The organism is Paraburkholderia sp. BL23I1N1, assembly GCF_003610295.1.
GTDB lineage: Bacteria > Pseudomonadota > Gammaproteobacteria > Burkholderiales > Burkholderiaceae > Paraburkholderia.
The window spans coordinates 5,751,599-5,764,278 of the sequence record NZ_RAPV01000001.1; the positions used below are offsets into that span (position 1 = coordinate 5,751,599).

Here is a 12,680-nt window from a genome sequence, read left to right on the forward strand (position 1 = left end):
TTGACGCCGCCCGATCTGGCGTCAACTCCGGAGGCTCAAATTCTGTCTGCCGCGCGGACTCCTAGGGGCGAATGGCCTGGCTTGGCTCGGCTTGGAGCGCCGCGCCGACACTGACTTCCAGGCACGCTGCTGCAAACACCTGAGCTAACGCGGGAGCCGGCGCCTCATCGGTCACCAGCAGATCGACCGCATCCGCGCCGAAAGCGTGGACCAGCGCGCTATGGCCGAATTTCGCGTGATCCGCCGCGACCACGCGCCGCTCGGCCTGCGCGAACGCCGCGAGCGAAAACGCCACGTCGGCGGGCAGCGCGTCCATGAAACGACCTTGCATGTCGATAGCGGTGACCGAGACGATCGCGTAGCGCACGTGGAACTGGCGCAGGAAACCCAGCACGCTGTCGCCGACCGCCGCGGAGTCGTCGGCGCGTAGTTCGCCCCCCGTGATGAATACCCGATTACCGTTTCGCGGCGCCAGCACGCGGGCCACTTCGATGGAATTGGTCACCACCGTGAGTTGCGAACGCGCGGCGAGCGCGTGGGCGATATGCAGGCAGGTCGTGCCGCCCTCGAGAATCAGCGAGTCGCCGTCCCGCACAAGCTCGCCGATGCGCGCGCCAATCGCCTGCTTGCCCTCGCGGCTGGCCACCATGCGCCGCTGGAACGGCGGCTCGTCGAGACGCTCCGGCAGCATGACCCCGCCGTGGACCTTGATGAGCAGGCCATCGGCGATCAGCGGCTTGATATTGCGGCGGATGGTCTCGTCGGAAACCTCGAAGCGACCGGCGAGATCAGTGATCGTGCAGGTGCGCTGTTCGCGGACGAGTCGCAGAATTTCGGCTTGGCGTTGCGTGGAGAACATAAGAGGGAGACCGGGATGACGGCGCCCAGTCTAGCAAACACCCTCATTAATCGCCAAGCAAACTCAATGCATTTCCATACGAACCCACACACTGGGCGGCCATGCTCACGTTGCCCTCACTTCCGCCAGCAACTCGGGGTGCCGATCCAGCACCTTCAGGAGCTTGATCAGCGCGAGCGGCGGCCGGGTCTTGCCATTCTCGTAGCGTGAAAAAGCTGCTGCCGTCTATCGCCAGCGCATCCGCCGCTTCCTTTGATCGCACGCGAACCAAATCGATCATTGCTTTTTGCCAAGTTTTGTTGCAATCTATGCGCATTAATTCAACCTATTTCCACGCATGTCCACATCCATCCCTGCCCACACCCGTGTTGTCATCATTGGAGGCGGCATCATTGGCTGCTCGGTCGCCTATCACCTCACCAAACTGGGTTGGACCGATGTGGTTCTGCTGGAACAAGGCCAGTTGTCGTGCGGCACGACCTGGCACGCGGCCGGTCTCGTCGGCCAACTGCGCGCCCAGGAGAGCATGACCAGGCTGATCCGCTACTCGACCGCGCTCTATGCCGAACTCGAAGCCGACACCGGTCTCGCGACCGGCTGGAAGCAATGCGGCTCGCTCTCGGTGGCCCGCACGGCCGAGCGCATGACCCAGCTCAAGCGCACCGCCGCCGTCGCGCGCGCCTACGGCGTAGCGTGCGACGTAATCAGCCCGCAGGAAGCCGGCGAGCTATGGCCGGTGATGCGCACCGACGACCTGCTCGGCGCCGTCTGGCTGCCCGGCGACGGCAAAGCGAATCCCACCGATCTGACCCAGGCCCTCGCCCGTGGCGCCCGCATGCGCGGCGCACGCATCGTCGAGAACACCCGCGTCACGGCGACTCACACGCGCACCGCTCTCGAAGACAAGACCAACAGCACGACCGGCGCGCGCGAAGTCAGCGGCCTCGCGTGGCGCAACAAGGACGGCGAGGAAGGCACAATCGGCGCGGATATCGTCGTGAATTGCGCGGGCCAGTGGGCCAAGGCGGTTGGCCGCCTGTGCGGCGTGACCGTGCCGTTGCACTCGGCCGAGCACTACTACATCGTCACCGAGCGCATCGCCGGCGTGCATCCGGACCTGCCGGTCATGCGCGATCCGGACGGCTTCATTTACTTCAAGGAGGAAGTGGGCGGCCTCGTGATGGGCGGCTTCGAGCCGAACGCGAAACCGTGGGGCATGAACGGCATCCCGGAGAATTTCGAATTCCAGTTGCTGCCAGACGACTGGGATCAGTTCGAAATCCTGATGGAAAATGCACTGCAGCGCGTGCCCGCGCTCGAAACGGCGCAGGTGAAGCAGTTCTACAACGGCCCGGAGTCGTTCACACCGGACAACAACTTCATGCTCGGCGAAGCGCCGGAATTGCGGCGTTTTTTCGTCGGCGCGGGGTTCAATTCGATGGGGATCGCGTCGGCGGGCGGCGCGGGCATGGCGCTCGCCGAATGGATCGTCGCGGGCGAACCGACCATGGACCTGTGGCCGGTCGACATCCGCCGCTTTGCGCGCTTTAACGGCAACGACACGTGGCTGCACGACCGCGTGAAGGAAACGCTCGGCCTGCACTACGCGATGCCGTGGCCGAATCGCGAACTCGACAGCGCGCGGCCGTTTCGCCGCTCGCCGCTGTATTCGCTGCTGCGCGATGACGGCGCCTCCTTCGGCAGCAAGATGGGCTGGGAGCGCGCCAACTTTTTCGCGCCGACACCCGCCGAAGCGCAGATCGAATACGCGTTCGGTCAGCAGAACTGGTTGCCATGGAGCGGCGCGGAACACCGCGCGTGCCGCGAAGGCGTCGCGCTATTCGACATGACGTCATTCTCCAAATTTCTCGTCAAAGGACGCGATGCGGAAAGCGTGCTGCAAGGCATCGTCGCCAATGACGTCGCCGTGCCGCCAGGTACGACGGTGTATACGGGCATGCTCAACGAGCGCGGCACTTACGAATCCGACTTCACGCTGACACGCCTCGCCGACGATCAATATCTGCTCGTCACCGGCACCGCGCAAACCACGCGCGATTTCGACACCATCGAAAAAGCGATTCCGCACGACAAACACTGCACCCTGGTCGACGTCACCGGTCAATACGCCATGCTCGCCGTGATGGGCCCGCGCTCACGCGAACTGCTGCAAAGCGTGTCGAAGGCGGACTGGAGCAACGAGGCGTTAGCGTTCGGCCAAAGCCGCGAGGTCGACCTCGGCTACGCGACGGTGCGCGCCACGCGTCTCACCTACGTCGGCGAACTCGGCTGGGAGCTGTACGTGCCGGTGGAATTCGCAGTGGGTGTCTACGAAACGCTGCACGCTGCGGACAAGGCGTTCGGCCTCGTCAACGCGGGCTACTATGCAATCGATTCTTTGCGCATCGAAAAGGGCTATCGCGCATGGGGCCGCGAACTGACGCCGGATACGAATCCGTTCGAAGCGGGTCTGTCATTTGCCTGCAAGCTCGACAAAGACATCCCGTTCCGCGGCCGCGACGCATTGCTGAAAATGCGCGCCGAACCGCAACGCCGCCGGATGGTGGTGCTCACCGCCGACGGCGCCGCCGATCGCATGCTATGGGGCGGCGAAGCCATTCTGCGTGACGGCAAGCCGGTCGGCTTCGTCAGTTCGGCCGCCTTCGGGCACACGCTCGGCTGTCCGGTCGCGATGGGCTATATCAACAATCCGGATGGTGTTGCCGATGCAGCGTATCTGACCAGCGGCCAATACATGATCGACGTCGCCGGCGATCTGCTGCCGGCGACCGTGCATCTGAAGGCGCCCTACGATCCGCGCTCGGAACGGGTGAAGCGCTAACGCCCACCGCGCGCCATGCTTGAAAACACCCCATCGCGGCGGATCAATCCATGAAACAACGCCGCCGCGAGATGCAGCAGCACCGTGGCGAACAGCACGAACGCAAGCCATGTGTGCAGTGTGCGCAGCACCGCGAACAGTTCGACGTTATGCGGCGCGATCGGCGGCAGATGCAGCGGGCCATAAAGCGTGACCGGATATCCCGCTGCGGATAGCATCGCCCAACCGATCAACGGCATCGCCGCCATCAGCGCATACAGCACGAGATGCGACAGCCTGGCGGCGATGCGCTGCGGCGCGGGCATGTCTGTCGGCAGCGGCGGACTGCCGCGCCTCATACGCACGCTCGCGCGCAGGATCACCAACAGCAGCAGCGCAATGCCGAGCGGCTTGTGAATCGCGATCAGCGTGATATGCACACGCGATACGGTCGCGACCATCCCCACCCCGATGAACAGCATCGCGACGATCAACGGCGCCATCGTCCAATGCAGGATGCGCTGGAGCGAACTGAAATGTGAGTGCGCCAGCTTCATCAGTGGCCTCCGTTTGCTTGCATTTCATGAATCGCCGGATGCAACGCTTCTTCGCGCGTGCGGCGCTTGTACGATACCGCGTAAGCCGCCGAGCGTGCGGCGAGCAATGGATCGTTCGAAGGCTTGATGCCCGCGGGCAAGATCGTCGGATCGAAGTTGACGTCGCGACACGTGCCGTCTTCCTGCGATGTCGTGTGATCGATCACCAGCGTGCCGGCGTCGATATGCTGACGATCGTCGGGCCATTGCATCGTGGCGTCGTCGACGGGATCGCCGGGTCTCGCGACCGTCAGAATCAGATGCCAGCGCAATGGTCCGCTTTGCAGGCGCTGGTCGAGGTCGGCCTCGAGGAAATTCTTCTCGGCCTTTTGGGCATCGGAGATCGGCGCATACGGCGTTTCGGGCACCATCGCCCAACGTACGGCACGAGTATTGCCCGCACTGTCGGTAAACCAGAATGCGTTGATGCTGTAATACGCGGCGTTCGCCAGACTCGACGACGGCGGATGCGCTTTCACCCACGCACGAAACGGTTGGGTTTCCGGATTCGTGTCGTAAAAAGCTTTCAGCTTCGCCGGGTCCGGTTTGCCGGTCGCGGCATCGGGTTTCGCCGCAATCAGTTGCTGATAGAACTGCCCGGGCGTATGAACAGCAAATACAGGTGTCGAATTCATTCCCGTGCGCCACTGCTCGCCATTTTGCAGTTGGAACAGCAAGGCCATACTGCGCACCGGTGAACTGGTGTCGGGCGCGGACGGCTTACCACCCGGCACCGCAAAACGCCCAGTGACCGGTGTGCGCCCGGCGCCGAACACCGCAGCGCGAGACAACACCGCACCATCGCCGTTACTGTCGAAATAACCCTCCACGCACAGGCCCTTTGCATGGTTGCGGCGGTAGCCAGGATGCGGCTGGCCTGCCACTGCTTCGAATGTATTGATGAATCGCGGCGCAGTGAGCCGCGCAGGTGTCAGCCAGCCTGCCGTATAGGCAAAGCCGCCTGCAAGGACTGCAACGACCGCGCCAATCGCGGCGAGCCGGCACGGCACACATCGGGGTTCAGCGTTGGGAACGGATGGTTTTGTCACGACGACTCCTTGGCTCGCGGAAAGATGCACTCATCGGCAAACACCGAAATCGGCGATCTATTCCGTTCGATATCCGGCGCGTCCGTTCGAGACGCGCGCCGGATATCGATCCCTTCAATTTACGCCGTCCACTGCCACGCTGCCGCTCGCAACGTGACTCGCGGCGGCCGCCTTTGCGGCGAGTGCTTCTTTTTGATGCTCGACCTGCTGTGCGAAGACGGGATTCACATCCGGATACGATGAATCCGTGATGAAATCGAGGCCATTCTGTTGGGCTTCGATCAATTCATGGTACACCTGAGCACGTGTCTTGCCTTCTGCAAATGCGCTCGACGAAGCAGCCAGAACGACCATGGACAATGCGGCAAAAACGATCTTCTTCATGATGAACTCCAGAGAGTTTTGTGCGGGTTTGCATGAGGGAGAACCACGGCTTTGCGGCTTTTATTCCTGCCTTGGCGATACGCAAAAAACATATTTCGAATGGGGAATAAACCCACATTTGCTTGTGTTCGCCGCTCGATAGCTGTAATCCGACGAACGCCCATACCATGACCACAACCCACATCCCCTCCGGCCCGCCGCTTTCCGAAGCCGACATTCAGGCCTATGCCGACGGCACGCTGACGCCGGAACGCGCGGCCTTTCTGCGGGACTATCTGGGCCAGGATCCGGCCGAAGCGCGCCGGGTGGCGTTCTATGGCAGGCTGAATACGCAGATGCAGCAGGCTTTCCAGACAACCGACGAGCCCGTGTCGAATCGTGCCGGAGGATGGCGCGGCGCGCTCGGCCGGCTGAAGGCTGCAAGGCGTCCGGGCAAGATGGCGAATGCGCTCGCGGCACTCGTTCTGACACTGGCGGCTGCAAGCGGATGGTTCGCCGCTACCCAGATGTCCCAGCAGGCGCTCAATAATGCCGCTGTGATGGCGTTGGCGGAAGCCACCGCCGCACCGTATTCCGCCGCGTCGCCGACGCGAACCGACGTGTCCGCTCCGGAGCTCGCCGCGATCGGCTTGCGACTCGTGGATCAAAGGGTTCTATCGCCTGGCCCGTTGCAACGCGCCCGCGAATACATCTATCTGAACGGAGACAACCGCCCCGTCGTGGTGATTTCCACTCTGGCACTGCTCGCGCCGGCCCAGCCGCAGTGGACCGCCCGCCGCATCGGCGAGATCCGGTTGCTGACCTGGACGGCGCAGCGCCAGCGCTTCGTGGTCGCCGGCGACGCCCGTACCCACGGGCTGATGCGCGCCACCGACGTGATGACCATGCGGTAGGTCTTCGCCAGGTTTTTGCAACGCCGCAAAAAACAACGGAATAAAATTCGTCCACGCGTGTTTGCACCTCGCATACGTGTGGTGATTCATCCGACGGCGCCTACCCGGCGGCCACGAGAAGCCCCACGATTGGGATAAAAAATGGATGTCCGTGACGAGTTGATGGAGCATGTGCCGCGTTTGCGGCGCTATGCGCGAGCGCTGATCAACAATCGCGATCTCGCCGACGATCTGGTGCAGGACACGCTCGAACGCGCGCTTGGCCGCACCGGCATGTTCCAGCCCGGCACCGACCTGCGTGCGTGGCTGTTCACGATCATGCATAACGTGTTCGCCAATCAGGCGCGCAAGGCGTCGGCGCGCGCCGTCCACGTGGCGGTCGACGACGATAGCGTTCCCGAAAGCGAATTTGCCGTGCCGTCCGATCAGACCCGTTCACTGGAAATGCGCGACCTCGACTATGCGTTGCAGCGCCTGCCCATGGAGCAGCGCGAAGTCGTGCTGCTGGTCGGCCTCGAGGAGATGAGCTATGCGGACGTGGCGCTCGCGCTGAACATCCCCCTCGGCACAGTGATGTCGCGTCTTTCGCGCGGACGCGAGCGGCTTCGGGCATTGATGGCGGGCACGCAGCCCGGTGCAAAATTAAAGGTGGTGCGATGAGCAACCAACACACGCCGATCGGCGAAGAAGATCTGCACGCCTACGTGGACGGCACGCTGTCCGACGAACGGCGCGTCGAGGTGGAGCGCGCGCTCGAACAGAACCCCGAGTTGGCCACACGCGTCAGCGATTATTTCTCGTTGAACAACATGTTCCATGAACGCTATGACCGCGTGCTGAGCGAACCCGTGCCCAAGCGTCTGCAGACGCCTCCGGCCCGTGCGCGCCGCTGGCGCATTGCCGCCAACTGGCCGCAGTTCGCCGGAATGGCTGCGGCGCTGGTGATGGGCGTGGGCATCGGCGTAGGCACGCATATGGGGCAGGATGTCGTGGCGCCGGCTGCAAGTCACTCGGACACGCGCCCTGTCAGCGCCGATAGTTCCGAGGTGTTTGCACGGCAAGCCGCGGTGGCGCATGTGGTCTATATGCCCGCCGTCGACCGTCCGGCCGACATGAATGCCGATCACGAACAGGATTTCGTGCAGTGGCTCTCCAACCGGCTCGGCACCAACGTGCATCCGCCGATTCTTTCGAAGAGCGGTTTCAACCTGTCGGGCGGCCGCCTGTTGCCCGGCGCCGATGGACCGACCGCGCAATTCATGTATCGCGGGCCAAACGGCGAACGCGTGACACTGTGCATTTCGCATCGGCAGGTGAACGCGAATACCACGGCGTTCAAGCTGTATCAGGACGGGCCGGTGAACGTGTTCTACTGGGTCGACGGTGACTTTGGCTATGCGGTGTCAGGCGGGATCGATCGCAAGGTGCTGTTGCAACTCTCGCACGACGTGTATTCGCAGTTGACGGGCGCGGCGCCGGGCTAGGAGGTCACCCAGGCCGCGACAGAGCGTTCAGTTCGCTGAACCGCTCCCGCGATCGAGCGACGCCGCGCGCATGGCGTCACTCGGATTGCTGAAGAACTGCTGACGCAGTTGCACGATCTGCACCTCGCGTTGCTGAGGCGGCAAATCCTGCTTCTCGATCTGGGCGCGCTGGCTCGCGTAGTCCGCATAGCGCGCTTGCCAGGCGTCGTCGGCTTGCTGCATGTGTACGACGCGCTCTGCCGCTTCAGGCCCAAGCGTCTGTGTGATCTGCGCACGCATCGCATCGAGCGAACCGCCCTGCTTCTGCGCCTGACCGATCGCGTCGAGTGCGGCCTGCTGCTGGCGTGCGCGCTCGTGGGCCGCGCGGGTTTCCGGCGGTAATGCCGCATCGAGCGCGGCGAGACGCGCCGCTTTCTGTGCGCTGCTCAACGCGCTATCCGACGCAATGCGCAGACGCGCCACATCCGTGTGTTGCTGCTGCGATTCGGCGCCGAAGAACGGCTCGCTCCATTCGCCCATGAGCCGCATGCCTAACGCGTCGCGCTGATCGAGCGAAAGTTGCAGCGCGTCGAGGTCCAGCTTTGCACCGCTCTGACTTTGGTCTGACGAGGGTTGCGGCAATTGTGCGAGCGCCGTGAGATACGCGTTGTAGCGCTGCCAGACCGTCACCGCTTCGTCGGCGGCTGGCGTGCCGTCGAGTTGCGCCGAAATCTGGCGCCGCATCAATGCATCTAATGCCGTGGCGGAGATTTCGTCTTGCGTCGTCAGGAAGTAATCGAAGAATTCACGGACCGCATGCGTGCGCGCGAGGTGGCCGTGGCCATCGGTTGGCAAAGGTGGCGGTGACGAGCCTTCGAGCGAAGCGGGCAATGTGCCGGCCGCCAAAGCACTGGCGGCCGGGTCCGGACCCAAAGCACGCGCCGGATGCGCGGAACTCGCCGCATTCCCCGCGTGCAGCGCCGACGCGTCATGCGCGGGCGGCGGGCGGTTCAGCCAGAACGCCGCGCCCGCCGACACCGCGCCCACCGCGACGAAAATCAGCCACTGCGTCCGCGCACTGCCCCGCTGCCGATCCAATCGCCGCATCCGTTCACACGCCTTGCGTCTTCAACCGGTTAGCCTGCGTGCGGATCACGGCCACCGGATCCGCTGCATTCGCGCCGCGCACACCGAGCAACTGGTTGATTTCGTCGAGATGGTTCCACTTGTAGCTGGTGCCGAGCACCTTGCCGTAGAGGGCGCTGCACACCGAGACAAGGCCGTCGTTCTGCCCCGACTGGCGACTCAGCATGATCGCGCCCGTGCCGTACAAAACGAGCGTCGACGGATCGAGCAGGTTGGCGGAATCAATGGGCGCGACGCTGGTGTCGGTGGCGCCTGGAATGCCGAACAGCGAGGTCGGTTGAATCGCACTACCCGCCCACGAGTACAAAAGATGCGTGTTGCTGTTGACGGTTTCAGTCGCCGCGCCGGTTTGACACGAACCAGGCGCACCCAGGCCGGCACTCGGATAGCGCAAGTTATAGGCCGCGGCATTTGCCGTGGTCAACGTTTGCAGCGCGGCTACCGCATTCTGGTTGGTGTTGTGAGTGCTACTCGTCAGGATGCCGAATATATTCGCAAAGGCACCGATGATCGGTGCCGAAAGACCAGTGGGGTCTTTTTGCAACATGTCCTGCACGAAATCCGCAAACTCCGAGCCGCGATGCGGCGTGCCAATCGTGGTGACTGATGCAACGAGTTCCGGCGCGACGGCCGCGACGTAGCGCGAGGTCAAGCCACCCTGGCTGTGGCCGATCAGGTTGACCTTCTGCGCGCCGGTTGCAGCCAGGACCTGCTTGACGTAAGCGAGTAACTGTTCCCCGCGGCCGTTGGGACCGTCGTCGCTCTGAAAGCCCGAGATGTTCGCGACATACACGGTTGCGCCATGCTGCTGGAGATCAGACTGAATGCCGTACCAGTAATCAAGCACGCCGAGGTATTTGTCAGTGCCTGTGAGGCCATGCACGAGGATGATCGGATAGCGGGTTGCCGCGTAATCGTCTGTGCCGGCGGTTGAGGTCGCCGCGACCGCGCGATCGATGCCGGCTGGTGTGGCGAGTGTCAGAAGAACGGCGAGCGGAGCATTGGCGACAGCAGCCGCGATCGCCCAGGCGACGATGCGAGAACCCTTCGATTTCGACATGTGACGGCCTCCGGTTGCGAAGTCCGCATTTAGCTATGGAAATCGGTTGAGGGCAATAGAGCGGGAGCTCCAAACTGGGTATTGCGGCACGGGTTCAGGGTTTAGCCGGGTTTAACCGGGTGCAGCGATGCGGCGGGCATTGAAGGGTTCGAGTTCGATCATGCTGTCTGGATTCGCCCCCGCTTTGACCAGCTCCCGCGGCGTAACCCCCAACAACCGCCCCATCCAATGCGCCATATGACTCTGATGCGCAAAGCCCGTCTCCAGCGCGATCTGACTCGCGCTCAGCCTGCCCTGGAGCAATAGCGCTCTCGCCCGCTCCACTCGCCGCTGCACCACATACTGATGCACCGGCATCCCAAGCGTTTCACGAAACAGCACCTTGAAATGCGGCACGCTCAATTCGGCGTGCGCGGCCAGTTCGTCAAGCGTGAGGCGCTGATCCAGGTGCGCTTCGATAAACTCGATCACGCGCACGGCAGTCTTCGGCGCGAGCGTGCGGCGTTTGCTCTCGAGCTTGTCGAGCAGCGGCGCGCTGCCAATCAGCCGGACCACCATCGCCGTGCACAGACTCTCGGCGTAAAGCGGATCTGATGCATCGACGGCTTCGAGTTCGGCGCGCAATGCCCACGCCAGATGCTGAAAACGCGGGTCGCGCATCTGGAATTGCGGACGAAGCCGCGCTTCGCTCGTCTTCAATTCCAACTGTTCGATGGTCCGCTGCGCAAAGTCTTCGTCGATCCACACACTGAAAATCGTGCAGGCGGATTCGTCGGTCCACTGGCCGTCGAGGCCCGCGGGAATCACATCCGCATCGCCATGCGCCTGAATCCGCGAATAGCGCCGCTCGTTGCATAGGCAACGCGCTTTAACCGGTGCGCCGACATGCACCCCCACGCGATGATGCTTGAGCGCCGGTATCCGGTGCAGCCCGGCCGATACGTTGACCAACTCCGCCCCAAAGCCCAACCAGCCGAGTGCCTTGCTGGAGCGCAATGCGATGCGGGAACCACTGTGCGACTGCGGTAACGGTGTCACGGCATTCATTGCGTCCTCTTGTGGATGGCGGCCAACATCCGTGCATTGTGCTGCGTTTTTCGAGGCCTTGCTTGGGCTCGCATCGCATCAACTTGCATGCCGCGCCGCCGCAAGGCAAAACAATCATCCGAATCTGCTCACAACGATCCGCGCCCGCGCGTTTCCCTTTCTCCGCCTCCCTAAGATGGCGGCATACCGACCCAGGAAGGAGCTCAACGTGTTTGTGATCTTTGGAGCAGCAGGCAATGTAGGCAGAGTGAGCGCCGCGGCATTGCGCCGGGCGGGCCGCGAAGTGCGCGCGGTGGTCCGTAACCCCAGGCAGGGCGACGTGTTAGCGGACATCGGCTGCGAAATCGCCATCGCCGATCTGCTCGACCCAACCTCGGTAGCGCGCGCTATCGAAGGAGCGTATGCGGTACAGATGCTGTGCCCGGTGCCGCATGCAGATGCCAATCCCGTCACCACGATGCGGCGCATGATCGACGTGAGCGCGGGCGCATTGCGCGCCAACCCGCCGCAACGCCTGCTCGCGCTCTCCGACTACGGCGCGGAACACGCGAGCGGTACCGGCATCACGACGCTGTTTCACTACATCGAAACCCGGCTTGCACCGGTTGCCTCGCAGTTGATATTTCTGCGCGCGGCGGAACACATGCACAACTGGGGTCGCTTGCTGCCGATCGCGCTCTCAAAGGGCGTGCTGCCGAGCCTTCATCATCCGTTGAGCAAGCTGTTTCCGACGGTCGCCGCACAGGACGTCGGCTCGCTGGCCGCCGAACTACTGCTCGACGACAGACCGGCGAAGGTGTCGCCACGGGTGGTGAGTATTGAAGGTGAAGCGCGCGTCAGCGCGTTGGACGTCGCACGCACGCTTAGCGAACTGGCGCACCGTCAGATCACGGCCTACGAAGTGCCGCGTGACGAATGGACCGCTATGCTCCACGGCGCAGGACTCGGCGAGAACCACGCGCGTCTCATCACGGATCTGTACGACGCACACAATGCTGGGCGCATCGACATCGAATCGGAAATTAGCGAACGGCGCTTCGGCTCGACCGCGCTAGCAGACGTTTTCGCGGCGATCCTGGCGCGTGCCGTTGCAACTTCGGCCGCAACTGCAACAGCATCGGCACGCTGAGCAGCACGCGCGATAGGAGGAATGACATGCACACCTGCCCTTTGCTGCGCGCGTCGATGGCATCGCGGAAAGTCGCTGTGCGTCGAACACCGCGAACGCGCGGAGCGACGAACACAAGCTACTGGATGGCGATTTCGGACGGTCTTGCGGAATGGGTCGGCTGGCGAGCCCTGCGGGACGTGCTCAACGCGATTCCCGACAGTAACGACGACTTCAGTTTGTTCTGATTCGCC

General features: G+C 63.1%; 13 protein-coding genes and 1 pseudogene. 6 read left to right on the forward strand and 8 right to left on the reverse strand.

The features are described 5' to 3' along the window. Nucleotides 1–61 precede the first annotated feature (61 nt). On the reverse strand, nt 62–859 hold the full coding sequence (locus B0G76_RS26885; RefSeq protein WP_120295177.1) for a DeoR/GlpR family DNA-binding transcription regulator: 798 nt from the start codon (nt 857–859) through the stop codon (nt 62–64). 105 nt (nt 860–964) lie between these two features. After that, a pseudogene (locus B0G76_RS26890) lies at nt 965–1,075 on the reverse strand (type II toxin-antitoxin system MqsA family antitoxin); the annotation flags it as partial. Between the two features lie 121 nt (nt 1,076–1,196). Between B0G76_RS26890 and B0G76_RS26895 the strand changes: the two are divergent. Further along, nucleotides 1,197–3,701, forward strand: coding sequence for an FAD-dependent oxidoreductase (locus B0G76_RS26895; RefSeq protein ID WP_120295178.1), 2,505 nt, complete (start codon nt 1,197–1,199; stop codon nt 3,699–3,701). Here B0G76_RS26895 and B0G76_RS26900 read toward each other — a convergent pair. From B0G76_RS26900 to B0G76_RS26910, 3 genes are all read right to left on the reverse strand, one after another. Then, nucleotides 3,698–4,237, reverse strand: coding sequence for a cytochrome b (locus tag B0G76_RS26900; protein ID WP_120295179.1), 540 nt, complete (start codon nt 4,235–4,237; stop codon nt 3,698–3,700). The genes B0G76_RS26895 and B0G76_RS26900 overlap by 4 nt on opposite strands. Then, nucleotides 4,237–5,325 carry a catalase family peroxidase gene (locus B0G76_RS26905; protein WP_120296842.1) on the reverse strand — a complete coding sequence of 363 codons (1,089 nt, stop codon included), beginning with the start codon at nt 5,323–5,325 and terminating at the stop codon, nt 4,237–4,239. Before B0G76_RS26905 ends, B0G76_RS26900 begins: the two co-directional genes overlap by 1 nt. A gap of 114 nt (nt 5,326–5,439) precedes the next feature. Beyond that, entirely contained in the window at nt 5,440–5,709 is a 270-nt protein-coding gene (locus B0G76_RS26910; protein ID WP_120295180.1) for a DUF4148 domain-containing protein, read from the reverse strand. A gap of 167 nt (nt 5,710–5,876) precedes the next feature. On the opposite strand from B0G76_RS26910, the gene B0G76_RS26915 reads away from it, so the two are divergent. The 3 genes from B0G76_RS26915 (at nt 5,877) to B0G76_RS26925 (ending at nt 8,086) form a co-directional block, all read left to right on the forward strand. After that, nucleotides 5,877–6,602, forward strand: a complete 726-nt coding sequence (locus B0G76_RS26915; RefSeq protein ID WP_120295181.1) for an anti-sigma factor — start codon at nt 5,877–5,879, stop codon at nt 6,600–6,602. A gap of 141 nt (nt 6,603–6,743) precedes the next feature. Then, nucleotides 6,744–7,262: a sigma-70 family RNA polymerase sigma factor gene (locus B0G76_RS26920; protein WP_120295182.1), complete on the forward strand. Its 519-nt coding sequence runs from the start codon at nt 6,744–6,746 to the stop codon at nt 7,260–7,262. Continuing rightward, nucleotides 7,259–8,086, forward strand: coding sequence for an anti-sigma factor (locus tag B0G76_RS26925; protein WP_120295183.1), 828 nt, complete (start codon nt 7,259–7,261; stop codon nt 8,084–8,086). Before B0G76_RS26920 ends, B0G76_RS26925 begins: the two co-directional genes overlap by 4 nt. 27 nt (nt 8,087–8,113) lie before the next feature. Here the strand turns inward: B0G76_RS26925 and B0G76_RS26930 are convergent, their stop codons facing one another. From B0G76_RS26930 to B0G76_RS26940, 3 genes are all read right to left on the reverse strand, one after another. After that, nucleotides 8,114–9,163, reverse strand: a complete 1,050-nt coding sequence (locus B0G76_RS26930) for a lipase secretion chaperone (protein WP_310793950.1) — start codon at nt 9,161–9,163, stop codon at nt 8,114–8,116. 13 nt (nt 9,164–9,176) lie between these two features. After that, nucleotides 9,177–10,271 carry a triacylglycerol lipase gene (locus B0G76_RS26935; protein WP_120295185.1) on the reverse strand — a complete coding sequence of 365 codons (1,095 nt, stop codon included), beginning with the start codon at nt 10,269–10,271 and terminating at the stop codon, nt 9,177–9,179. A 111-nt stretch (nt 10,272–10,382) separates the two neighbouring features. Beyond that, nucleotides 10,383–11,318, reverse strand: coding sequence for an AraC family transcriptional regulator (locus B0G76_RS26940; RefSeq protein ID WP_120295186.1), 936 nt, complete (start codon nt 11,316–11,318; stop codon nt 10,383–10,385). A gap of 208 nt (nt 11,319–11,526) precedes the next feature. On the opposite strand from B0G76_RS26940, the gene B0G76_RS26945 reads away from it, so the two are divergent. Together B0G76_RS26945 and B0G76_RS26950 are read left to right on the forward strand one after the other, a co-directional pair. After that, nucleotides 11,527–12,447, forward strand: a complete 921-nt coding sequence (locus B0G76_RS26945; RefSeq protein WP_120296844.1) for an NAD(P)H-binding protein — start codon at nt 11,527–11,529, stop codon at nt 12,445–12,447. A 26-nt stretch (nt 12,448–12,473) separates the two neighbouring features. After that, complete coding sequence (locus B0G76_RS26950) at nt 12,474–12,674, forward strand: hypothetical protein (RefSeq protein WP_120295187.1); 201 nt, start codon at nt 12,474–12,476, stop codon at nt 12,672–12,674. The last annotated feature ends 6 nt before the right edge of the window (nt 12,675–12,680 follow it).

Coding starts and splice junctions, on each gene's coding strand:
- B0G76_RS26885 (WP_120295177.1), bottom strand. CDS start 859: ATGTTCTCCACGCAACGCCAAGCCGAAATTCTGCGACTCGTCCGCGAA.
- B0G76_RS26895 (WP_120295178.1), top strand. CDS start 1,197: ATGTCCACATCCATCCCTGCCCACACCCGTGTTGTCATCATTGGAGGC.
- B0G76_RS26900 (WP_120295179.1), bottom strand. CDS start 4,237: ATGAAGCTGGCGCACTCACATTTCAGTTCGCTCCAGCGCATCCTGCAT.
- B0G76_RS26910 (WP_120295180.1), bottom strand. CDS start 5,709: ATGAAGAAGATCGTTTTTGCCGCATTGTCCATGGTCGTTCTGGCTGCT.
- B0G76_RS26915 (WP_120295181.1), top strand. CDS start 5,877: ATGACCACAACCCACATCCCCTCCGGCCCGCCGCTTTCCGAAGCCGAC.
- B0G76_RS26920 (WP_120295182.1), top strand. CDS start 6,744: ATGGATGTCCGTGACGAGTTGATGGAGCATGTGCCGCGTTTGCGGCGC.
- B0G76_RS26925 (WP_120295183.1), top strand. CDS start 7,259: ATGAGCAACCAACACACGCCGATCGGCGAAGAAGATCTGCACGCCTAC.
- B0G76_RS26935 (WP_120295185.1), bottom strand. CDS start 10,271: ATGTCGAAATCGAAGGGTTCTCGCATCGTCGCCTGGGCGATCGCGGCT.
- B0G76_RS26940 (WP_120295186.1), bottom strand. CDS start 11,318: ATGAATGCCGTGACACCGTTACCGCAGTCGCACAGTGGTTCCCGCATC.
- B0G76_RS26950 (WP_120295187.1), top strand. CDS start 12,474: ATGCACACCTGCCCTTTGCTGCGCGCGTCGATGGCATCGCGGAAAGTC.